We start from the raw sequence: 20308 nt of genomic DNA on the forward strand, positions 1-20308 counted from the left end.
GTAAGTCAAGCATCGCCCGGCGTCGCAAGCGGTTCACTGGTGATTAGGCGCGCTTCGATGACGACAAAAGCCTGCGCCCAGGGATGATCATCAGTCAATGTGACATGGATGATGGCCTCGTGACCCGGCGGAGTCATCTTTGCCAGCCGATCTGCGGCCCAGCCGGTGACATGCATGACCGGCTGGCCGCTGCGCAGATTGGAAACGGCCATGTCTTTCCAGGCGATTCCCATCCGCAACCCGGTGCCGAGTGCCTTGGAGCAGGCCTCCTTGGCAGCCCAGCGTTTGGCATAGGTTCCGGCGACATCCATGCGCCGCTCGGCCTTGCGCTGTTCGATTTCGGTGAAAACACGGCTTTTGAACCGGTCACCAAACCGGTCCAAAGTGCGCTGAATACGCTCGATATTTGCCAAGTCAGTGCCAACGCCCAATATCATGCCCCGATCAAAGGCGATCTGACCGGAACTGGCAAGACCCGTGGGCGTCGGTGGCTGTCCTAGACGCGCGCCTCATCCATCAGGCGGCGCATTTCGGCGATGGCCGGGGTCAACCCTCTGAAGATGGCCTCGCCGATCAGGAAATGGCCGATGTTCAGTTCGCGCACCTCTGGAAAAGCTGCGATCGGTTGCACACAATCATAGGTCAGACCATGGCCCGCGTGAACCTCCAGCCCCAGGGAATGGGCAAAGCTGGACATTTCGCGCAGGGCTGCCAGCTCGGCATCGCGCTTGGCAAAATCGCCCTCGGCATGAGCCTCACAATAGGCACCCGTATGCAGCTCGATCACCTCAGCACCGATGCGATGTGCCGCCTCGATCTGCCGCTGGTCAGCGGCAATGAAGATCGACACCCTGCACCCGGCATCGCGCAACGGCGCGATGTAATGGGCCAGTTTGTTTTCCTCGCGGGCCACTTCCAGCCCCCCCTCGGTCGTGCGTTCTTCCCGCTTTTCCGGCACGATACAAACCGCATGGGGTTTGTGGCGCAGGGCGATCTTCTGCATTTCTTCGGTTGCGGCCATCTCAAAATTCAGAGGCACGCTCAACGCTTCCATCAGCCCGTCGATATCGCGATCGGTGATGTGACGGCGATCTTCGCGAAGATGGGCGGTGATCCCGTCGGCTCCGGCTTCCTCGGCCAGCTTGGCAGCGCGCACCGGATCAGGTACCTGGCCGCCGCGTGCATTGCGAACGGTGGCCACGTGGTCAATGTTCACGCCAAGCCGCAGGTCTGTGTTGTGCGAGGAAGTCTGTGCCATGGATCGCAGTTCCCAATTGAGTGCCTTTTGCCTGACACTAGGGGTTGCGCTGGCAAGGGCAAGCCCGGAAACCGCCAAATCGCGCAGTTTGGCAGCGGCTTAGCTGCTGCTGTCGTCTGCGGCGTCCAGCGAGGCGCGTTTCTTGATCACGTCGAACTTAGCCTTGATCTTGGTGCGGCGGCGCTGCTGATAGGCGCGGATGACCGGTACACTCAGCACATAGCAGACGGTTGCGGTGATGAGGCCGGGGATCACGCCACCGACGAGATAAGGATAGAACACATCGTGGTAGAACAGGGTCAGCCCCTGCCAATCCGCCGGTCGATCAGTGACCAAAGCGATCAGGTTGTCAAAAAGATCATTCCCGGCGGCCAGAAATTTCCCGACCAAAGACTTGTCGACATCGGCGTCGAACTCTGTCCCAAGGATCCAGTGGCCGGTCTGCAGAGAGGCAACGCCGATCGGCACATAGGTGAGCGGGTTGCCAAAAAACGTGCCGCTGAGGGCGGCGAGGATATTGCCGTTCATCAGCCGCGCGATAATCGCGGCCACAACGAAATGCATCCCGTAGAATGGGGTAAAGGTGGTGAATACCCCCGCCCAGACACCGCGGGCGATCCGCTCCGGCGAATCGGGCAGACGACGCACACGATGCTTCACATAGTGAAACGCGCGCCCCCACCCGCCCCGCGGCCACAGGAAATCGGCAACCGCGCGCAGAGGCGGACGTCTATCACGGCGCCTGAATACCAAAGGTTCGCGTCCTTCCCAAATCCTACTGAACGGCTACCCGAGCTTTGGGCGGCTTTCCGGCACATCGCGGTACCGTGCAACGGCGGCGACATCGCTCTCTGCTTCCAGCATCAACATCAGCGAATGCAGCTGCTCTACATCCCGCAGTTCGACATTAATCATCAGCCGGTAAAAGTCTGGTTTCCGATCGACAAATTCAAGGTCGGAGATATTGGCCTTTTTTTCGCCGATCAATGTGCAAATACGTCCCAGGACACCGGCGTCATTGCCAATCGTCAGCTCCAGCGTCACGCCGTAGACTGCGGGGTGGGTCCCACTGTGCCAGTGCAGATCGACCCAGCGTTCGGGCTGATCCTCGACCTCTCCCAAAGCGTCGCAATCTGCAGCATGGACCACAACACCCCGGCCACGATAGGTGATGCCGATGATCCGTTCGCCGGGCAGTGGCTGGCAGCAGGGGGCCCGCTCGAAGCTCTGCCCCGGCTCAAGACCAATCACCGCACGACGCGGCGAAACCTCATCGCTGTTGTCAGCGGCCAGTTCCGGATAGACCGCCTGAACCACATCATGCGCGGTGAGTACCGCAGCCCCCAAACGGGCCAGCAATTCATCGACCGTGCTGACGCGAAGCGCACGGGCCGCCGTCTCCAACGCCTTGTCAGTGGCCTTGCGCCCGACATGTTCAAACGCGGATCGCGCCAACTCGTGGCCCAGTTTCACGAACCGGGCGCGGTCAGCCTCGCGCAGGGCACGGCGGATCGCAGTACGCGCCTTGCCGGTGGTTGCAATATCCAACCAGCTTACCTGCGGGGTCTGGCCCTCAGCAGTGATGATCTCAACCGACTGGCCATTGCGCAGGCGTGTCCAAAGCGGCACGCGGATCGAATCCACCTTTGCCCCGACACAGGCGTGGCCGATGCGGGTGTGAATGGCATAGGCGTAGTCGATCGGAGTAGCGCCCTTTGGGAGCTTGATCACATCGCCTTTGGGAGTGAAGCAGAACACCTGGTCGGAATACATCTCCAGTTTGACGGCTTCGAGGAATTCATCGTGATCCTCCTCCGCATCAAACTGCTCCGTCAGGGACGCAATCCATTTGGCCGGATCAACCGCAAAGGGGTTCTCAGAGCGCACCCCATCGCGGTAGGACCAATGGGCCGCCACACCGGTTTCTGCCACATCGTGCATCTGCCGGGTGCGGATCTGCACCTCTACCCGCTTGCCGTCGCGCCCGGAGACGGTTGCATGGATCGACCGATAGCCGTTGGACTTTGGCTGGCTGATGTAATCCTTGAACCGCCCAGGGACAGCACGCCAACGCTGATGTATGGCGCCCAGGGCCCGGTAACAGTCTTCCTCGCTCGTTGTGATAATGCGGAACCCGTAGATATCGGACAGTCGCGAAAAGCCCTGATCCTTTTCCTGCATCTTGCGCCAGATGGAATAGGGTTTCTTGGCGCGGCCAAAAACTTCGGCTTCGATCCCGGTCTTTTCCAGTTCGGCCCGCATGTCGCCGGTGATCCGATGGATCACATCGCCGGTTTCCCGCTGTAGCGTGACAAAGCGGCGGATAATTGACTGGCGACCTTCTGGATTGAGCACGCGAAAGGCCAGATCCTCCAGCTCCTCGCGCATCCATTGCATCCCCATGCGACCAGCCAGTGGCGCGTAGATATCCATGGTTTCACGGGCTTTCTGGGCCTGTTTCTCCGGGCGCATCGCTTTGATGGTGCGCATGTTGTGCAGACGGTCGGCAAGCTTCACGAGGATAACCCGCAGGTCCTTGGACATTGCCATGAACAGCTTGCGGAAATTTTCTGCCTGTTTGGTTTCGCGGCTGGACAGCTGGAGATTGGTCAGCTTGGTGACACCATCAACAAGCATCGCCACCTCTTTGCCAAAGCGGCTGGCGATTTCGTCGTAAGACGCCTTGGTATCTTCGATGGTGTCGTGCAGCAGCGCCGTGATGATCGTGGCGTCATCCAGCCGCTGCTCTGTCAGGATGGCAGCAACCGCCACGGGATGGGTGAAATAGGCCTCACCCGAATGGCGGAACTGCCCGTCGTGCATCTGTTCGCCGAACGCATAAGCATCAGCGATCCTGTCCGCATTGGTCCTGGGATTGTAGTTGCGGACCAGAGCAATCAGGTCTTCTGGTGAAATCATTTCCGGTCCGCAGCCTCAGCTCATTATGTCTTGCGACGTCTTAACCCTGCCCTTGCGCCTCCATCAGCGCACGCAGCAGTTTCTCTTCCGACATATCATCCGTGGCAGGCTTGTCGCTTTCCGCGCCCATCAGCAGGGCCATCGAGTCATCCTCCGGCTCATCAACCTCGATCTGGGTCTGGTTGCTTTCGATCAGACGCTCACGCAGGGAGTCGGCGCTCTGCGTTTCATCAGCGATCTCACGCAGGGACACGACGGGGTTCTTGTCGTTGTCACGCTCAACCGTGAGCGGCGCACCAGCGGCAATCTCACGAGCGCGATGCGCTGCGAGCATCACCAGCTCAAAGCGGTTGGGAACCTTGTCTACGCAGTCTTCAACCGTCACGCGGGCCATGGGCGACTCTCCAAATCAAAAATAAGTCCAGAAGGGTGACTTCTAAAACCAAAGCTTTCTCTTGACAAGCGCCGAATGGGGCGCATTGGCGGCTCAGACCGGCGAAATCTCGGTCAAATCGGACATTGGCAGCGCCGCACAGAGCTGACGCACGGTCTGACCCAGAATCGGATGGCGCCAATCAGGTGCAACATCGCGCAGAGGCACCAGCACAAAGCCACGATCCTGAAGCCTGGGATGCGGCAACAGCAACTGGCCCGGCGCCTCTTTCATCTGCAGATCCAGTGGCAGATCCCTCCACCGTTCGAAGGTCGTCACATCCGGACATACCAGATCGTCATAAGCGACCAGATCCAGATCCAGTGTCCGCATGCCCCAGCGCTGCACACGTCGGCGGGCAAAATCCGCCTCCACCTCATGCAACAGTTCCAACAGTTCCCGCGGGGGCAGGTTTGTGCCGATCGCAATCGCTGCGTTCACATAGTCAGGACCCGAGCCCGCCGGGAAGCAAGGCGTTTGATAGAAGCGCGAGATTGCCCTTAGCCTGATGTCTGATTCGGACAACTGCCCAACAGCCCCTATGAGGGTATGCTCAACCGACTGTTCGCCGATAGGCAGGTTCCCCCCCATGGCGATAAGCGCCTCTGACCGGAATTCGGTCATTTTTGCCCTCGTTTCTTAATCCCGATACACTTGCGGCAAATGTCAAATAACCTACATTAAGTCCACCCGTTTTAGCGTATTTCAGCATTCACTCACGGAACCTCACTGCTGGGACGGACCTACCGGAAGGACATATTTGATGTTTTACAAGGACGAACGGCTCGCGCTGTTCATCGATGGATCGAACCTATATGCGGCAGCAAAGGCGCTTGGGTTTGACATCGATTACAAGTTGCTCAGGCAGGAATTCATGCGCCGGGGCAAGTTGTTGCGCGCGTTTTACTACACAGCTCTGCTGGAAAATGATGAGTACTCTCCGATCCGGCCATTGGTTGACTGGTTGCATTACAACGGTTTCACCATGGTGACCAAACCAGCCAAGGAATATACCGACAGCATGGGTCGGCGTAAGGTGAAGGGGAATATGGATATCGAGCTGACGGTCGATGCCATGGAACTTGCTCCCCGCGTGGACCATATCGTGCTGTTCTCCGGTGATGGTGATTTCCGCCCGTTGATCGCCAGCCTGCAGCGGCAGGGTGTGCGCGTCTCCGTGGTCTCCACCATCCGCAGCCAGCCGCCAATGATCTCGGACGAGCTGCGCCGACAGGCCGATAATTTCATCGAGCTGGAAGAGTTGAAGGACGTGATCGGCCGCCCTCCCCGCGAACAAAGTGACCCGCGCTCCGTATCAGCCGCCACCGGCTGATACAGATCTCTGGCCTGCCGGAGGCCACCACGACCCAGACATGGCCCGCAGCAGTACCTTCACTGTTTGCGGGCTTTTGCTTGCGCTGTTTTTGGTTTCCTTGTCCCCGGGACCGCCGCTTAATCAATTGCCACGGGGCTGGACCTCGCCGACAGAAAGCCCTAGCTCTGAGCGATAAGGAGACCGCGATGACCAAGCCCCCCCTCACGCTATATCTCGCCGCGCCGCGCGGCTTTTGTGCCGGTGTCGACCGGGCGATCAAGATCGTCGAAATGGCGCTCGAGAAATGGGGGGCGCCCGTCTATGTGCGCCATGAGATCGTGCACAACAAATATGTGGTCGACGGGCTGCGCGACAAAGGGGCCGTCTTCGTTGAAGAGCTGGATGAATGCCCCGATGATCGGCCGGTGATCTTTTCAGCGCATGGCGTCCCGAAGTCGATCCCGGCCGAGGCAGACCGGCGCGAGATGATCTATGTCGATGCCACATGCCCGCTGGTGTCGAAGGTCCATATCGAGGCGCAGCGCCATGCGGAAAACGGGCTCCAGATGATCATGATCGGTCACAAGGGGCATCCTGAAACCATTGGCACCATGGGACAGCTGCCCGAAGGAGAAGTGCTGCTGGTGGAAACCCCGGATGATGTCACCACGGTGACGGTTCGCGATCCTGACAATCTCGCATATGTCACCCAGACAACCCTGTCGGTCGATGACACCAAGGATATTGTTGCAGCACTTCAGGCTCGGTTTCCGAATATTGTCGGCCCTCACAAGGAAGACATCTGCTATGCCACCACCAACCGCCAGGAGGCCGTCAAGGAAGTCGCCCCGAAGGCAGATGCCCTATTGGTTGTCGGCGCTCCCAATTCATCGAACTCACGACGGTTGGTCGAAGTTGGCGCCAAGGCGGGATGCCAATATGCACAGCTGGTACAACGGGCCGAAAACATTGATTGGCGCGCGCTTGAGGGAATTTCCTCGGTCGCGATCACCGCTGGTGCCTCTGCGCCCGAGCTCTTGGTGAACGAAGTCATCGATGCCTTCCGCGAGCGGTTCGAGGTAACAGTCGAGCTGGTGGAAACCGCGATTGAACGGGTTGAGTTCAAAGTTCCCCGGGTTCTGCGGGAAACAGCCTGAGGCGGCTTGTCCCCTGCAAACGATAATGACGCAGCCGCTTTGCCGGTCTGCGGATTTCTTTGTCTTGCAACTGACCGGCAGCCGATTACCCTTGGCCTGAACCACCTTGTCTATCATAAGGAGCTGGTCAATTGATTTCACTGCAATTTCTGGTCACCGCATTTGTCGTCGTCCTCGCGCCAGGGACCGGTGTGCTCTACACGCTGGCGCTTGGTCTTGGTCAGGGGCGGCGTGCAGCGATTTGGGCAGCGGTCGGCTGCACCTTTGGCATCGTGCCCCATCTTGTGGCTGCGACACTGGGGCTGGCTGCGGTTCTGCACACCTCGGCGGTGCTGTTTCAGGCGGTGAAGATTGCGGGCGTTCTGTATCTTCTGTATCTGGCCTGGCAAATGCTGAAAACTGACGGCGCGCTGTCATTGTCCGGCGCGCCTGCTGCTCCGGATCATGGTCTAAGGATCGCCAAGCGCGGCGCCCTGATCAACATCCTGAACCCGAAACTTTCGGTGTTTTTTCTGGCGCTTCTCCCGCCGTTCCTGTCAGGCACGGCCGCAACAGCGACACAGGAGATGGTCGTGCTTGGCTTGATTTTCATGGCCATGACTTTTGGTGTCTTTGTGCTCTACGGGCTCTTTGCAGCGCAGGCGCGAAGCTTGATCCTGGGGTCGGACACCGTGGTCAAATGGCTGAACCGTAGCTTTGCTGCGCTGTTTGCCGCGCTGGCGGCCCGATTGGCGATGGAACGGGCATGAGCAGGATACCACCGGCACCGCTGGTCTTGGGGCTGGCCGGGCTGATCCCATTCGTCTGGGGAGCACTCACCACGCAGATCCCGGCGTTGCAGGTCTGGGGTGCCAGCCATCTTGGGGCGCGGTTTGTCGGCCCCTATGTGCAGCTGTTCTATGGCTCTGTGATCCTCAGCTTCATGTCCGGCGTGCTCTGGGGATTTGCGACCAAGACATCGGGTATGCAGGCGGCAACTGGTTATGCCCTGTCCGTGCTGCCAGCGCTTTGGGCATTTTTCATGACCGGCGGTGGACCGACCAGCGCGGGCATAAACCTGATCTACGGCTTTGCCGGCCTGTTGCTGCTGGATTATGCCTTTTACGTTTGGCGTCTGACCCCATCGTGGTGGATGCAGCTGCGCCTGCTGCTGACCGGCATTGTGGTCGCCAGCCTCGCCGTCGGTGTCTACCTGTGAGCGGGCCTGACCGCGAGACACTGGAGATCTACAACAACAAGGCAGCGGATTATGCTGACCGGAACCAGACACACCTGCGAGAAGACCCACGCCTGCACGAGTTCATCGCTGCCTGCCCGCCGAACGCACGGGTGCTGGATCTGGGCTGCGGTCCCGGCACCTCCAGCGCGGTTATGGCCGCAGCCGGGTTGCGCCCTGTGGCGATGGATGCTTCCGTGGAAATGATCGCACTGGCGGAACATATGCCGGGTGTTGAGACGTGTCTCGCCAGTTTTGATGAGCTGTCGGGGTGTGGCATCTATGATGGCATCTGGGCCAATTTCAGTCTGCTACATGCGCCGCGTGCCGATTTTCCGCGTCACCTGAGGGCCATCCGGCAGGCGCTACGGTCAGGTCGGCCCTTTTACATCGCGCTAAAGCTCGGTAAGGGCGAGGCCCGCGATGCCCTTGGGCGATATTATACCTACTACGAGGAAGACGAATTGATCGATCTATTGCGCACTGCTGGGTTCACCCCGGACAACCGCACCACCGGCGAAAACGCAGGGCTGGACGGCGCCATGGCGCGCTGGATTTCGGTGGCCTGTCATGGCTGATCTCTTCGCCTACACGGATGGCGCCTGCTCCGGCAATCCTGGCCCGGGTGGCTGGGGGGTTTTGCTTCGCGCAATGGACGGCGACACTGTTGTCAAGGAAAAGGAACTGCAGGGCGGCGAAGCCGAGACCACCAACAACCGGATGGAACTGCTGGCAGCGATCAATGCCCTGGAAAGCCTGGCGCGCCCCTCTACCCTCACCGTGGTGACCGATTCAGCCTACGTCAAAAACGGTGTCACCGGCTGGATCCACAGCTGGAAACGAAATGGCTGGAAGACCGCGTCAAAGAAACCCGTGAAAAACGTTGAGCTGTGGCAACGTCTGGACGAGGCGCAGCGCCGTCACACGGTCACGTGGGAATGGGTCAAAGGCCACGCAGGCCATCCCGAGAACGAACGCGCCGATGAACTTGCGCGTGCAGGCATGGCCCCGTTCAAGACTGGCAAAGCCAAGGCATGACCATCCTTACCCTTCTGGACTATGCGTCCGTTCTGGTCTTTGCGGCCTCCGGCGCCCTGGTGGCCAGCCGGGCACAGCTCGATATTGTCGGCTTTGCTTTCGTGGCCTGCCTGACCGCCGTCGGCGGAGGGACGGTGCGGGATCTTTTACTGGATCGCAACCCAGTGTTCTGGATCGGCGATTCTACGATAATCCTGTTGGCGGCGGTGACTGCGGTGATTGTCTTCTTCACCGCCCATTTGGTGGAAAGTCGGCTGCGCTGGATTGTCTGGCTCGACAGTTTTGCACTGGCAATCGCAGTTTCGGCGGGTACCGGCGCTGCCTTGCTAACCGGCCAGACGCCGGTGATCGTTGTGCTGATGGGCATGGCAACAGGCACCCTGGGCGGGTTGATGCGTGATGTGGTCTGCAATGAAGTGCCGCTGGTGCTGAAACAGGGCGAGCTCTATATCTCATGCGCCATGGCAGGCGCGATTACGGCGGTGGTCAGCATGGCATTTGGCCTGCCGACCCGCTGGGCGCTTGTGGCCTGCGCGGTGGTCTGCTGGGTTTTGCGGGCGGGCTCAATCGCATTTGGCTGGCATCTGCCAGTTTATCGTTCACGCCCGCCGCGCAGCTGAGCAACAGTCGGCAGGAAGGTTCAGCGGCGCCAGTGAAACGGCACGATGACCAACGCGCCGACGGATGCGGCGATGGCGTTCCAACCCGGTGCGCGAAAGCCGACGCCAAACATGATCACCACAAAATGGAACAGGAACGCGCCGCCAACGCAGATGATGATCGACGAGAGATACCCATTGTGGGTAAAACCGGTGCGCTCCGCCAGGTAGCCGACGATCCCGGCAATAACGACGCTGCCGAACAGGGCCAGAAACATTTCCGCCTCCCTTAAAGCTGTGTGCCGCGCGCTACGGGAAAGCCACGCAGGAAAATCTCGCGTTCCTGTGCTCCCTTGCCTGCCCGCTGCAATCGCAACAGCTCAACCGCGCCCTCACCACAGGCAACCCGCAGCGCATCGTCCAGAACGATTCCTGCCGCGCCGGCCCCCTCGACAACGCGGGATGCCAACAGTTTTACGCGCTGACCCTCGATCTCGCACCAGGCACCGGGAAACGGAGACAACCCGCGGATCGTCCGATCAACCTCCACCGCGGAGCGTTGCCAGTCGATGCGGGCTTCGGCCTTGTCGATCTTATGGGCATAGGTCACGCCCGCGTCCGGCTGCACCTCAGCTGTCAGGTCAGACAGCCCATCCAGGGCACGGACGATCAGGTCTGCCCCCATTTCCGACAGCCGATCATGGAGCTGGGCGGTGGTTTCCTCCGGGCCAATCTCGGTCGCTTCGCGCAGCAGGACCGGGCCGGTGTCAAGCCCCGCCTCCATCTGCATGATGCAGACGCCAGTTTGACTGTCGCCCGCCATGATGGCGCGGTGAATGGGTGCCGCTCCGCGCCAACGCGGCAGCAGGCTCGCATGGATATTGAGGCAGCCGTGTCTGGGGGCATCCAGCACCGCCTGTGGCAGGATCAAACCATAGGCCACGACCACCGCGACATCCGCCCGTAGATCCGCGAATTCGGCCTGCTGCTCGGCCCCTTTGAGGCTGACCGGGTGACGGACATCAAGACCCAGTTCAATCGCGCGGGCATGAACGGGCGTTGGTCGATCCTTCTTGCCGCGCCCGGCCGGACGGGGCGGTTGGCAGTAGACCGCAGCAATCTCATGACCCGCGTCAACCAGGGCATCCAGTACCGGAACCGAAAACTCCGGCGTCCCCATGAAAACAATACGCATCCGCTGCCCCTTACTCTCAATCCATTCGCCTGAAACAGGCCCCGAACCGCGGGTTTGTCCCCGCACGTGTCTCAGCCATTCAGCTTCTTCGCCTTGCGGATCAGCATATCGCGTTTCACCTTCGACAGCCGGTCAAAATACATACGGCCATTCAGGTGATCGATCTGATGTTGCACGCTGGTGGCCTCGATCCCGACGAAATCCCGTTCGACCACCGCGCCGGTTTCATCCATATATCGCACTGTCACCGCGCGCGGTCGTTTGATTTTGGCCGAGACGCCGGGGAGGTTGGGACTGGCTTCCTCATGTTCCCGAAGCGCTACCGAAGCGTGCAGGATTTCGGGATTCGCCAGCCGGACAGCGCGCCCTCGTTCGCTGGAGCCGTCGACAACTGCCAGTCGCTGCAGGACGCCGATCTGGTTTGCGGCCAAGCCAACACCGGGCATTGCCTCCATCGTGTCGATCATATCCTGCCAGAGGGTCAGCGTATCCTCGGTGATTTCGCTCACGTCCTCGGCGCGGCTGCGCAGATGCTTGTCGGGCCAGGGCAGGCAGGGGCGCACGGTCATCGGGGTGTCTCCAGATTAGTTTCATAGGTGGCAAGGGCCGCAGCGCGCGCTTCTGGGTCCACCCGGTCAAAAGTGACACGACCATCAAGATGATCGTATTCATGCTGCACGCAAGCCGCAGCAAACCCGTCAAACCGGCGCTGATGGCGCACGCCCTCCATGTCGGTCCAACCGAGATCTACCCAGGCTGGGCGCGTCACATCGAGACTGAGGCCCCTGATCGACAGGCACCCCTCGGTGCGTGTCGCCATCTCATCGGAAAGGGCGATGATCTCTGGGTTCAGGCAGACCAGCGGGTCGCGCGTGCCTTCCTTCCAGGTCGTATCCATAACAAATACCCGTGCCAGAACACCGACCTGGGGCGCGGCCAGTCCACGACCCGGCGCGGCATACATGGTGTCGAGCATATCGCGCACCAGATCCGCAACCTCTGACGGGTCAGTCACCGGCGTAGCTGGGCTACTCAGCACCGGGTCGGGCCAAGCCCTGATCTGGAGAACCGTCATCTTGTCCACCTTTCCGGGTCAAAGCAGCCGACGTACGCCATCTTGTCCACAGACGGAGCCACCCGCCCATCGTCAGCTACCGCGTCCGCGCTCGCGCTTCAGTTTCTGCATTTTCCGTGTGATCATCTGCCGTTTCAGCGGTTTCAGGTAATCAATGAACAGCTTGCCGTTCAAATGGTCGATCTCATGCTGGACGCAGGTCGCCCAAAGACCATCAAAGGTTTCCCGCTGGGGATTGCCATTGCGATCGATCCATTCGACGTCAACCACCTTCGGGCGTGTCACCTCGGCGTATTGATCGGGAATGGACAGGCAGCCTTCCTCATAGACATTGATGTCATCCGATGCTGCAACCACTTCTGGGTTGAACATGACCAGAGGGCGGGCCGGGCCATCCTCTTCCTTGACACAATCCAGCACGATAAGGCGGTCCAGCACGCCGATCTGCGGCGCTGCAAGGCCGATACCCGGCGCAGCATACATGGTTTCCAGCATGTCGTCGGCCAGCGTGCGCAATGCGTCCGAAAGGTCGGGAACAGCTGCACATACCTTCTTGAGGCGGGGATCAGGATGGATCAGGATCGGTCGTTTCATGCCGCTGATTTAGGCCATTGACGCCCGCCCTGCAACGGCCCCCTTGCGTGTCGCTGGATTGCCGTTAGCTTCGCCCCTGAACAACGGGAGTTCAGACATGGATTTTGACAAGATCATTGACCGCCGGAATACACATTGCATCAAATGGGACATGATGGAGGATCTCTATGGCGTGCCACGAGACAAAGGTCTGTCGATGTGGGTGGCCGATATGGATTTCGCAGTGCCATCGGTCGTGACCGACAAGATGCGGGAAATGGCCGACCATGGTGTCTATGGCTATGTGAACTGCGACAGCCCCTACCGGTCCGCAATCTGCTGGTGGATGCAGAACCGTCATGGTTGGTCGGTCGACCCCGACGCGATTTTCACGACAACCGGTCTAGTGAACGGCGTCGGTATGTGTCTGGATACCTATACGCAAACGGGTGACGGCATTGTGCTGTTCACGCCGGTCTATCACGCCTTCGCCAAGGTTATTCGCAACGCCGGACGTGAGGTGGTCGAATGCGAACTTGCCGTCAACGATGGGCGCTACGAAATGGATTTTGCGGCCTATGATGCGCAGATGACCGGTTCGGAAAAGATGGTCATCCTTTGCTCTCCCCATAACCCGGTCGGCCGTGTCTGGACCCAGGATGAACTGCGCGGCGTTGCCGATTTTGCCAAGCGGCACGATCTGATCCTGCTCTCCGATGAAATTCATCACGATCTGGTATTCGACGGTGCAACTCATATCCCGATGCAAAACGCGGCACCGGATATCACCGATCGCCTGTTGATGCTGACCGCGCCGTCCAAGACGTTCAACTTTGCCGGTATGCACACCGGTCAGGTCATCATTCCCGATCCCGATCTGCGCGCAAAATTCTCCCGCCGGATGCTGGCGCTGGCGCTGTCGCCGAACTCTCCCGGCCAATGGGCAACGGCTGCCGCCTACTCTCCGGAAGGCGCCGCCTGGGTGAATGAACTGGTGCCCTATCTGGACCGCAACCGGCAGATCTTCGATGCCGCCGTGAACGAGATCCCCGGTCTACATTCAACCCGGCTGGAAGCGACCTATCTGGCCTGGGTCGATTTCTCCGGCACTGGCATGAGCCGCGAGGAGTTCACCGCACGGGTTGAAAACGACGCGAAGATTGCGGCCAACCACGGGCCCAGTTTTGGAACTGGTGGCGGCAGCTTCCTGCGGTTCAACCTAGGCACCCAGCGCGCACGGGTCGAAGAGGCCTGCGAGCGTCTGCGCAGGGCATTCGCCGACCTTCAATAATGCCGGGTGGAAAATCGGTCTCGCTCAGATACGCGAGACCGAGGAGAAAAAAACGGGGGCTCTATTTAAGGCCCCCGTTTTCCAATCAAATATCAATATACCCAAGCAAATTCGCCCGGCTCAGAGCCGCAGGTCATCCTGTGCAATCAGCCCCACCGGCGCGTCCGGAGCACGGTAGAAATCCAATGGTGCCTTGTCCGAGGCCGGTGTTGCGCGTTTGAACTCATACCGCATTTCGCCGCCCTCCTCATCAGAGGCAACGATCAGGCATTGGGACAGATGCCGACTGCCGTCAAACAGATCAACCAGGCCCCGCAGCTGCGGTGCATCTGCTGCCTCGATCGAAAAGCCGTCTTTCCACATGCGCAAGACCGGAAACATGTGATCGTCTACAGCCACGCGCAGGCGGCTCTTGCGTTTCATTCCATCCAGCCGCGCGGCATCCAGCGCGTCCAGCACAGACTTCGGAACAAATGTCGTCATCGCAGTGACCTTTCGATCTGGCAAACGCTGGCGTCATCGCATGGCGATAATTGTTCCAGCGCGAGCGGGCGTTTTGCCCGGTTCACCACAAGTGTGAACTTGGAAAGGATAAAATCAAGTGAACTTTTTGAGTCATTTCCACATCTTGCGCGCAGCACCACTTTTGATCTGCGCGATGCAGGCTGGATACGCCCCTTGTCGCAGCTGTGCACTGGCGCAGGGATGATGCGCGTAAACTGCGATGGGCGCGCGCCCCCGCTCAACCTAGGTTACCTCTCGACATATGTATTCACAGCATACAGGAGACGGTGATGGGCCTCTTGATTGATGGCGTCTGGCACGACCAATGGTACGACACAGCATCAACCGGTGGCGCGTTCAAACGCTCGCAGGCGCAATTTCGAAACTGGATCACCAAAGATGGTCTGGCCGGGCCAACCGGCAAAGGAGGCTTTGCCGCGGAGAGCGGGCGTTATCATCTCTATGTCTCGCTGGCCTGCCCATGGGCGCATCGTGCGCTCATCCTCCGCCAACTCAAAGGGCTGGCAGATCATATCAGCGTTTCGGTCGTACACCCGGATATGCTGAACTCAGGGTGGAGTTTTGCCAAGGACGACCACGGCGCGACGGGTGACACGCTGTTCGGGAATGATCATCTCCACCAGATATACACCCGCGCCGACCCACAGTATTCCGGTCGGGTCACCGTGCCAATCCTCTGGGACAAAACGCAAAATACCATCGTTTCCAATGAAAGCGCCGACATCATCCGCATGTTCAACAGCGCCTTCGACGGCATCAGCCACAATGATGATGACTACTGGCCCGAAGAACTGCGCGAACCGATCGAAGCCGTGAACAATCGGGTCTATTCCACGCTGAACAATGGTGTTTACAAATGCGGGTTTGCCACCACGCAGGAGGCCTATGACGCCGCTGTTGAGCCGCTGTTCGAGACCCTCGACTGGCTGGAAGACATCCTGTCCGAACATCGTTTCCTGCTTGGCGACGCGTTGACCGAGGCAGACTGGCGGCTGTTCACCACCCTTGTCCGTTTTGATCCGGTCTATCACCTGCATTTCAAATGCAATCGGCGACGGCTGATCGATTATCCGAATCTCTGGGCCTATACTCGCGCGCTGTATCAATGGCCCGGCGTGGCTGGCACCGTCGGAATGGATCACATCGTGCGCCACTATCATTACAGCCATGAGACCATCAACCCGCATCGGATCATCCCGATCAACCCGCAGATCGACTGGATGGCGCCTCACGGCCGCGACTGACCTGTCAGCCTGCCACTGTCGCATGGTTGCTGCCGTGCCTGCCTGCAACCGCGCATTCGTGGTACGCCGAATGCGCGGGCTACAATCCTCACTTGGTTCACGGATTGTCGCCCATGGATGTTCCTTGCCGCTGTGATCGGCGATCACAACCGTCGATGCGGGAATCGGCAGTTGCTCCCGGACAGCCGGTTTCCGGCAAACGAGATATTACGTCCCTATTGTCGGGTATTCGCCAAGCACACCCATAGCGAGATTCTCCGCGCCGCAATCTCCCCGAGATTAGCGAATTGTTGATTGCATGGGGCTATGGTTGCTTTCTCGTCATTGCTGCTCCATACGGCGGTATTGGGTCAGCGGTTTTCTTGGCCCTCGGTTCTGGTTCATTTGTTAAGGCCCAAGATGACAGGCATGCTGGATCTGACAGAGGTCCCTCAGCGGGACCACGGCGGCAACCTTAGTGCCGCTATTTCGGAATATGGTGGTGTAGCCAGAGATTGGGTCGATATTTCGACCGGGATCAACCCCGTGCCATATCCGATCACTGGCCTGACATCTGCGGATTGGGGTGCCCTGCCCGACCAGGCAGCACAGGCCGATCTGGTTGCCGCAGCGCGCGCCTTCTGGAAGGTGCCGAAAGATGCAAAAATCCTCGCTGCCCCAGGCGCCTCGGCGCTGATTGCCGCCATTCCGGCCTTGGCTGACCCACGGTGGGTCCAGATCACGCCACCGACCTATAACGAACATGCCGCTGCCTTTACCACTCACGGGTGGCAGACCGTCACAGGGGGCCCGGCAGAGGCGCGGGTTCTGGTCCATCCAAACAATCCCGACGGACGCCGGTGGAGTGCTGAGGATGCACAGGCCCCGCTGGTCGTGATTGATGAGAGTTTTTGCGATGTCTGCCCTGAGGACAGCCTTATTCATCTTGCAGATCGCCCGGGCGTTATCATCCTCAAAAGTTTCGGCAAATTCTGGGGCCTCGCGGGCCTGCGGCTTGGCTTTGCTATCGGCGACCCCTGCCTGATCGACGGTCTGGCAGCTTGGCAAGGCCCCTGGGCGGTCTCCGGTCCGGCCTTGCGCATCGGCGCGCAGGCCTTGCGGGACGAGGACTGGGCCACCACCACACGGCTGAGGCTGCGGCAGGATGCCGAGCGCCTGGATCAGATGCTCATCGCCAAGGGCGCCCAGATTGTCGGTGGCACCGATTTGTTCCGCCTATATGATGTGGACGACGCTGCGGCCTGGCAGACCCAGCTTGCACGCGCACATATCTGGACGCGTATTTTCCCCTATTCAAAAAACTATCTGCGTCTCGGCCTGCCCACAGGGGATGGCTGGGCGAGGCTTGAGGCGGCTCTGTGACAACTGCGGAACTGCTGATACCGGCCTTGCTGCTGGATGCTGTTTTTGGCGAACCACGCTGGCTCTGGACGCGGCTGCCGCACCCTGCGGTTTTGATGGGGCGTGCGGTTGAGCTTACCGACCGGTCGCTTAACACCGGCAAACAACGCAAGGCCAAAGGTGTTCTGGCCATCGTCCTTCTGGTTCTTGGGGCAGGCTGGCTTGGCTGGGTTCTGTCGCTGTTTGGGCCGGTCGTGCAGTTTCTGGTAGCTGCGGTTCTGCTGGCACAACGATCGCTTTGCGAACACGTCGAAGCTGTTGCCCACGGCCTGCGCCACGATCTCGCAGAGGGTCGTACGGCGGTTTCTTTGATCGTCAGCCGCGATACCACCGGCATGACAACCCCGCAGATCGCGCGGTCAGCCATCGAAAGCGGTGCCGAAAATTTCTCCGACGGGGTGATCGCACCCGCATTCTGGTTTCTTGTCGGTGGCCTGCCCGGGCTGATGATCTACAAGATCACCAATACAGCCGACAGCATGATTGGCTATAAAACGCCGCGCCACAGAAATTTTGGTTGGGCAGCTGCACGGCTGGATGACGCGCTGAACCTGATACCGGCGCGGCTGTCAGCGTTGATGATCGCAGCCGTTGGTCGCGTGCTGCCAAGCTGGCCCGAAATTGCACAGGACGCAGGCCGCCATCGCTCCCCGAATGCAGGCTGGCCCGAGGCTGCGATGGCACGCGCGCTTCAGGTCGCGCTGGCCGGGCCCCGCTCCTACGATGGAAAAATGCAGGATTTTCCTTGGGTCAATGCTGTCGGCTCCAAAAGCGCCAGTGCCCATAGTATCACCCGTTGCGTTCGCCTGCTTTGGATGTCTTGGGCGCTGGGGCTTGCGCTAACGGTTGCCATTGCCGCGCTATTGTAGCTAACAAGGGGCAGCACTCTCAAAAAGGACACGCCAACCGTGTTGCGCCCCAGTCTTCTCGCCCTCGTCTCATTCCTGCTCCCTCTTCAGGCCCAAGCACAATGTGGCGGCGGATTTCGCAATTTCGTCCAGTTGATGAAAGAAGAAGCGCTGACCGGCGGATATGATAGCGCTACGGTGAACCGGTTCTTCGAAGGTGTTCGGCAGGATCAGTCGGTCCTGAAAGCGGACCTCGCGCAGGGTGTATTCCAAAAACCGTTCATCGAATTTTCGCGGCGCCTGATTTCCAAAAACCGGCTGGACCGGGGTCTGGCGATGGCGCGCAAATATGATACGACCTTCCGCCGGATCGAGACGACCTATGGCATAGATCGCAGCGTGCTGCTTGCGTTCTGGGCCTTCGAAACCGACTATGGCGCCGTTCAAGGGGATTTCAACACGCTGAACGCCCTTGTAACCCTATCCCATGACTGCCGCCGACCGGAGCTGTTCCGCCCGCAGGTGTTTGCGGCGCTGGAACTGTTTCGTCAGGGCAACTTTGATCCACGCCGCACCACCGGCGCCTGGGCGGGCGAAATCGGAATGGTGCAGATGCTGCCCGGCGATATCCTCGAAAACGGGGTCGATGCGGATGGTGACGGCCTCGTCAGCCTCAAGACCTCCGCTCCCGATGCGCTGATGTCCGGGGCGAAGATGTTGTCGCATTTGGGCTGGCGGCCCGGCGAACCCTGGTTGCAGCAGGTGACAATCCCCGAAGATCTGGACCTCCGCCTGAGTGGTGTTCATCACAAGCAGACAGTCGGCGATTGGCGGGCTTTGGGCGTGCGGTCCCGGTCCGGTCGGCTGGCAGCCACCGGCACCAAGGCTGCACTCATTCTGCCACAGGGTCACAAAGGGCCTGCCTTCTTGGCCTATCCGAACTTCGACGTCTATTTCGAGTGGAACCAGAGCTTTACCTATGTGCTGACGGCGGCATATTTCGCCACCCGCCTGTCAGGAGCCGCCCCCTATGATGCGGGCGCACCTGATACAGGTCTTGTGGCCAAGCAGATGGAACAGCTTCAGCGCAAACTCATCGCGCGGGGCCATGACGTCGGCAATGTGGATGGCATCCTTGGCGCCAAGACACGGATCGCGGTGCAAAAAGAGCAGGAGCGCCTGGGCTTACCAGCCGACGCCTGGCCGACCGAAACGCTGCTGTCGCGTCTCTGATCAGCTGGTGCAGCACCCCTGATATTCACCGGATCGAGCGCACCGGGAACCTCTGACCGTCGGAGGTGATTACCACCGTGCGGTCACGGTTTGTCACATATTGATCGCAGCGTGAGGCGCCGTTGACAAAGGTTACGCATATGAGGCCGTCCGGCTTGACGCTGTAGCTGCCCCAGGCCGTACCTCCGCCATTCTTCGCAGAATATGTGTAGGCGTAGGCCCCATCCGAGCCGAACAGCGCCTCGCCATCATCGTAAAAGACAAAGGAACGTCCGGGCAGCGCCGCCAAGGCCTCGGCATCAAAAGGTCGGTCTCCGCTGCGCATCGCACCGTCTTGGGCCGACACGGTACCGAAGCCGGCAACTGCAGCAAGGAAAACATAAAAGGCCAGCAACATGGGGTATCTCATGCAGCCAGCCTAGCGGTATTTCAGAGTCTGATCTGTCATGTTTCGGTGACGAAACCTTATGGGTCACCAATCAATGAATTCTTCGAATTCCTGTATGATCCTGGACCAGTAGCTCAAGAGCTCGGCGAAATCGTCCGGGTTCATCCCGCTTTTGCCAAGATAGACGTCCAGCTCAACCCGAGCGGATCCCTCGTCCGAGATATAAGCACGGCCAAAGCGGTTCTCCGTGTTCCATTCGTTGATCTTCGCCACACGCACGCCGCCATCCGTCTGGTAGCCCGAAAAGAACTGTATCGCATCGCAGTTCCTATTGTTCTCGCAGCCATAGAAATAGATTGAGAAGTCATTGCCGTAATAGTCGACCTTTAGCTTGGGGTCGCCCACATCGTCAGTTGTGACCTCAAAATCGACCCCTTCAGTCTCAAAAAAATTCGCAAGCGTGGTTGCATCCTTCGCAAGGATATTTTCAGCGTGCCCCAGACCAGGAATGGCGACCAGGGCTGCGGCTGTCAGTAGAGAAAGAAATTTCATTGCAAATCCTGTCATTGTCGCGGCGACGATAGAACCAGCGGCCTTGTT

26 protein-coding genes are annotated in these 20308 nt (G+C 59.5%); 12 read left to right on the plus strand and 14 right to left on the minus strand.

Translation table 11 applies throughout. The features are described from left to right. Positions 1 to 5 precede the first annotated feature (5 nt). The 6 genes from acpS to folK form a co-directional block, all read right to left on the minus strand. Positions 6 to 437, minus strand: coding sequence for a holo-ACP synthase (gene acpS, locus VWZ85_RS05045; protein ID WP_416587309.1), 432 nt, complete (start codon positions 435 to 437; stop codon positions 6 to 8). Between the two features lie 59 nt (positions 438 to 496). Beyond that, positions 497 to 1258, minus strand: coding sequence for a pyridoxine 5'-phosphate synthase (locus VWZ85_RS05050; RefSeq protein ID WP_416538338.1), 762 nt, complete (start codon positions 1256 to 1258; stop codon positions 497 to 499). Between the two features lie 99 nt (positions 1259 to 1357). Then, on the minus strand, positions 1358 to 2011 hold the full coding sequence (locus VWZ85_RS05055) for a DUF2062 domain-containing protein (RefSeq protein ID WP_340546541.1): 654 nt from the start codon (positions 2009 to 2011) through the stop codon (positions 1358 to 1360). 33 nt (positions 2012 to 2044) lie between these two features. Further along, the gene (locus VWZ85_RS05060) at positions 2045 to 4177 is read right to left on the minus strand and encodes a RelA/SpoT family protein (RefSeq protein WP_340546540.1); all 2133 of its coding nucleotides are present in this window, start codon (positions 4175 to 4177) and stop codon (positions 2045 to 2047) included. Between the two features lie 40 nt (positions 4178 to 4217). Next, positions 4218 to 4571, minus strand: coding sequence for a DNA-directed RNA polymerase subunit omega (gene rpoZ / locus VWZ85_RS05065; RefSeq protein ID WP_061049565.1), 354 nt, complete (start codon positions 4569 to 4571; stop codon positions 4218 to 4220). 93 nt (positions 4572 to 4664) lie between these two features. Continuing rightward, complete coding sequence (gene folK, locus VWZ85_RS05070; RefSeq protein ID WP_416587310.1) at positions 4665 to 5234, minus strand: 2-amino-4-hydroxy-6-hydroxymethyldihydropteridine diphosphokinase; 570 nt, start codon at positions 5232 to 5234, stop codon at positions 4665 to 4667. Positions 5235 to 5373: 139 nt separating this feature from the next. Here folK and VWZ85_RS05075 point away from each other — a divergent pair, with 139 nt between their 5' ends. The 7 genes from VWZ85_RS05075 to VWZ85_RS05105 all read left to right on the plus strand — a co-directional run bounded on the left by VWZ85_RS05075 (position 5374) and on the right by VWZ85_RS05105 (position 9956). Then, positions 5374 to 5943: an NYN domain-containing protein gene (locus VWZ85_RS05075; protein WP_340546538.1), complete on the plus strand. Its 570-nt coding sequence runs from the start codon at positions 5374 to 5376 to the stop codon at positions 5941 to 5943. A 188-nt stretch (positions 5944 to 6131) separates the two neighbouring features. After that, positions 6132 to 7082 (plus strand): 4-hydroxy-3-methylbut-2-enyl diphosphate reductase, encoded by a 951-nt coding sequence (gene ispH, locus VWZ85_RS05080; RefSeq protein ID WP_340546537.1) that lies wholly within the window; start codon positions 6132 to 6134, stop codon positions 7080 to 7082. Positions 7083 to 7213: 131 nt separating this feature from the next. Further along, entirely contained in the window at positions 7214 to 7831 is a 618-nt protein-coding gene (locus tag VWZ85_RS05085) for a LysE family translocator (RefSeq protein ID WP_416587311.1), read from the plus strand. Continuing rightward, on the plus strand, positions 7828 to 8280 hold the full coding sequence (locus tag VWZ85_RS05090; RefSeq protein WP_340546535.1) for a DUF3429 domain-containing protein: 453 nt from the start codon (positions 7828 to 7830) through the stop codon (positions 8278 to 8280). Before VWZ85_RS05085 ends, VWZ85_RS05090 begins: the two co-directional genes overlap by 4 nt. Further along, a complete protein-coding gene (locus VWZ85_RS05095; protein ID WP_416587312.1) occupies positions 8277 to 8876 on the plus strand; it encodes a class I SAM-dependent methyltransferase in 600 nt (199 codons plus the stop codon). Before VWZ85_RS05090 ends, VWZ85_RS05095 begins: the two co-directional genes overlap by 4 nt. Further along, the gene (rnhA, locus tag VWZ85_RS05100) at positions 8869 to 9336 is read left to right on the plus strand and encodes a ribonuclease HI (protein WP_416543462.1); all 468 of its coding nucleotides are present in this window, start codon (positions 8869 to 8871) and stop codon (positions 9334 to 9336) included. Before VWZ85_RS05095 ends, rnhA begins: the two co-directional genes overlap by 8 nt. Beyond that, positions 9333 to 9956 (plus strand): trimeric intracellular cation channel family protein, encoded by a 624-nt coding sequence (locus VWZ85_RS05105; protein ID WP_340546532.1) that lies wholly within the window; start codon positions 9333 to 9335, stop codon positions 9954 to 9956. Before rnhA ends, VWZ85_RS05105 begins: the two co-directional genes overlap by 4 nt. 20 nt (positions 9957 to 9976) lie before the next feature. Here VWZ85_RS05105 and VWZ85_RS05110 read toward each other — a convergent pair whose 3' ends face one another. The 5 genes from VWZ85_RS05110 to def (VWZ85_RS05130) form a co-directional block, all read right to left on the minus strand. Beyond that, positions 9977 to 10213: a hypothetical protein gene (locus VWZ85_RS05110; protein ID WP_340546531.1), complete on the minus strand. Its 237-nt coding sequence runs from the start codon at positions 10211 to 10213 to the stop codon at positions 9977 to 9979. 11 nt (positions 10214 to 10224) lie between these two features. Further along, positions 10225 to 11130: a methionyl-tRNA formyltransferase gene (fmt, locus tag VWZ85_RS05115; protein WP_416587313.1), complete on the minus strand. Its 906-nt coding sequence runs from the start codon at positions 11128 to 11130 to the stop codon at positions 10225 to 10227. A gap of 71 nt (positions 11131 to 11201) precedes the next feature. Continuing rightward, entirely contained in the window at positions 11202 to 11699 is a 498-nt protein-coding gene (def, locus tag VWZ85_RS05120) for a peptide deformylase (RefSeq protein ID WP_340546529.1), read from the minus strand. Continuing rightward, on the minus strand, positions 11696 to 12205 hold the full coding sequence (gene def / locus VWZ85_RS05125) for a peptide deformylase (protein ID WP_416543464.1): 510 nt from the start codon (positions 12203 to 12205) through the stop codon (positions 11696 to 11698). Before def (VWZ85_RS05125) ends, def (VWZ85_RS05120) begins: the two co-directional genes overlap by 4 nt. Before the next feature lie 72 nt (positions 12206 to 12277). Continuing rightward, complete coding sequence (def, locus tag VWZ85_RS05130) at positions 12278 to 12799, minus strand: peptide deformylase (protein WP_416534653.1); 522 nt, start codon at positions 12797 to 12799, stop codon at positions 12278 to 12280. A gap of 97 nt (positions 12800 to 12896) precedes the next feature. Between def (VWZ85_RS05130) and VWZ85_RS05135 the strand changes: the two genes are divergently transcribed. Further along, positions 12897 to 14069, plus strand: coding sequence for a MalY/PatB family protein (locus VWZ85_RS05135; RefSeq protein WP_416587314.1), 1173 nt, complete (start codon positions 12897 to 12899; stop codon positions 14067 to 14069). A gap of 120 nt (positions 14070 to 14189) precedes the next feature. Here the strand turns inward: VWZ85_RS05135 and VWZ85_RS05140 are convergent, their stop codons facing one another. Then, positions 14190 to 14552: a hypothetical protein gene (locus VWZ85_RS05140; protein WP_340546525.1), complete on the minus strand. Its 363-nt coding sequence runs from the start codon at positions 14550 to 14552 to the stop codon at positions 14190 to 14192. 311 nt (positions 14553 to 14863) lie between these two features. Between VWZ85_RS05140 and VWZ85_RS05145 the strand changes: the two genes are divergently transcribed. The 4 genes from VWZ85_RS05145 (at position 14864) to VWZ85_RS05160 (ending at position 19320) form a co-directional block, all read left to right on the plus strand. Then, positions 14864 to 15838, plus strand: coding sequence for a glutathione S-transferase family protein (locus VWZ85_RS05145; RefSeq protein WP_416587315.1), 975 nt, complete (start codon positions 14864 to 14866; stop codon positions 15836 to 15838). A 408-nt stretch (positions 15839 to 16246) separates the two neighbouring features. Continuing rightward, positions 16247 to 17200: a threonine-phosphate decarboxylase gene (locus tag VWZ85_RS05150; protein WP_416587401.1), complete on the plus strand. Its 954-nt coding sequence runs from the start codon at positions 16247 to 16249 to the stop codon at positions 17198 to 17200. After that, entirely contained in the window at positions 17197 to 18108 is a 912-nt protein-coding gene (gene cbiB / locus VWZ85_RS05155) for an adenosylcobinamide-phosphate synthase CbiB (RefSeq protein ID WP_416587316.1), read from the plus strand. Before VWZ85_RS05150 ends, cbiB begins: the two co-directional genes overlap by 4 nt. Before the next feature lie 39 nt (positions 18109 to 18147). Then, positions 18148 to 19320 carry a lytic murein transglycosylase gene (locus tag VWZ85_RS05160; protein WP_416587317.1) on the plus strand — a complete coding sequence of 391 codons (1173 nt, stop codon included), beginning with the start codon at positions 18148 to 18150 and terminating at the stop codon, positions 19318 to 19320. 25 nt (positions 19321 to 19345) lie between these two features. Here VWZ85_RS05160 and VWZ85_RS05165 read toward each other — a convergent pair whose 3' ends face one another. After that, on the minus strand, positions 19346 to 19717 hold the full coding sequence (locus VWZ85_RS05165; RefSeq protein WP_340546520.1) for a hypothetical protein: 372 nt from the start codon (positions 19715 to 19717) through the stop codon (positions 19346 to 19348). Positions 19718 to 19792: 75 nt separating this feature from the next. Continuing rightward, the gene (locus VWZ85_RS05170) at positions 19793 to 20260 is read right to left on the minus strand and encodes a YbjN domain-containing protein (protein WP_416534658.1); all 468 of its coding nucleotides are present in this window, start codon (positions 20258 to 20260) and stop codon (positions 19793 to 19795) included. Positions 20261 to 20308 lie beyond the last annotated feature (48 nt).

This window comes from Phaeobacter sp. JH20_29 (assembly GCF_048056175.1).
GTDB lineage: Bacteria > Pseudomonadota > Alphaproteobacteria > Rhodobacterales > Rhodobacteraceae > Phaeobacter > Phaeobacter bryozoorum.

What these genes read in the sequence shown, in the direction of transcription:
- VWZ85_RS05135 (WP_416587314.1), top strand. Translation starts at nt 12,897, where the DNA reads ATGGATTTTGACAAGATCATTGACCGCCGGAATACACATTGCATCAAA.
- VWZ85_RS05150 (WP_416587401.1), top strand. Translation starts at nt 16,247, where the DNA reads ATGCTGGATCTGACAGAGGTCCCTCAGCGGGACCACGGCGGCAACCTT.
- VWZ85_RS05105 (WP_340546532.1), top strand. Translation starts at nt 9,333, where the DNA reads ATGACCATCCTTACCCTTCTGGACTATGCGTCCGTTCTGGTCTTTGCG.
- VWZ85_RS05165 (WP_340546520.1), bottom strand. Translation starts at nt 19,717, where the DNA reads ATGTTGCTGGCCTTTTATGTTTTCCTTGCTGCAGTTGCCGGCTTCGGT.
- VWZ85_RS05140 (WP_340546525.1), bottom strand. Translation starts at nt 14,552, where the DNA reads ATGACGACATTTGTTCCGAAGTCTGTGCTGGACGCGCTGGATGCCGCG.
- ispH (WP_340546537.1), top strand. Translation starts at nt 6,132, where the DNA reads ATGACCAAGCCCCCCCTCACGCTATATCTCGCCGCGCCGCGCGGCTTT.
- rpoZ (WP_061049565.1), bottom strand. Translation starts at nt 4,571, where the DNA reads ATGGCCCGCGTGACGGTTGAAGACTGCGTAGACAAGGTTCCCAACCGC.
- rnhA (WP_416543462.1), top strand. Translation starts at nt 8,869, where the DNA reads ATGGCTGATCTCTTCGCCTACACGGATGGCGCCTGCTCCGGCAATCCT.
- VWZ85_RS05090 (WP_340546535.1), top strand. Translation starts at nt 7,828, where the DNA reads ATGAGCAGGATACCACCGGCACCGCTGGTCTTGGGGCTGGCCGGGCTG.
- def (WP_416543464.1), bottom strand. Translation starts at nt 12,205, where the DNA reads ATGACGGTTCTCCAGATCAGGGCTTGGCCCGACCCGGTGCTGAGTAGC.
- folK (WP_416587310.1), bottom strand. Translation starts at nt 5,234, where the DNA reads ATGACCGAATTCCGGTCAGAGGCGCTTATCGCCATGGGGGGGAACCTG.
- acpS (WP_416587309.1), bottom strand. Translation starts at nt 437, where the DNA reads ATGATATTGGGCGTTGGCACTGACTTGGCAAATATCGAGCGTATTCAG.
- VWZ85_RS05170 (WP_416534658.1), bottom strand. Translation starts at nt 20,260, where the DNA reads ATGAAATTTCTTTCTCTACTGACAGCCGCAGCCCTGGTCGCCATTCCT.
- VWZ85_RS05075 (WP_340546538.1), top strand. Translation starts at nt 5,374, where the DNA reads ATGTTTTACAAGGACGAACGGCTCGCGCTGTTCATCGATGGATCGAAC.
- VWZ85_RS05050 (WP_416538338.1), bottom strand. Translation starts at nt 1,258, where the DNA reads ATGGCACAGACTTCCTCGCACAACACAGACCTGCGGCTTGGCGTGAAC.
- def (WP_416534653.1), bottom strand. Translation starts at nt 12,799, where the DNA reads ATGAAACGACCGATCCTGATCCATCCTGATCCCCGCCTCAAGAAGGTA.
- VWZ85_RS05145 (WP_416587315.1), top strand. Translation starts at nt 14,864, where the DNA reads ATGGGCCTCTTGATTGATGGCGTCTGGCACGACCAATGGTACGACACA.
- VWZ85_RS05060 (WP_340546540.1), bottom strand. Translation starts at nt 4,177, where the DNA reads ATGATTTCACCAGAAGACCTGATTGCTCTGGTCCGCAACTACAATCCC.
- def (WP_340546529.1), bottom strand. Translation starts at nt 11,699, where the DNA reads ATGACCGTGCGCCCCTGCCTGCCCTGGCCCGACAAGCATCTGCGCAGC.
- VWZ85_RS05110 (WP_340546531.1), bottom strand. Translation starts at nt 10,213, where the DNA reads ATGTTTCTGGCCCTGTTCGGCAGCGTCGTTATTGCCGGGATCGTCGGC.
- fmt (WP_416587313.1), bottom strand. Translation starts at nt 11,130, where the DNA reads ATGCGTATTGTTTTCATGGGGACGCCGGAGTTTTCGGTTCCGGTACTG.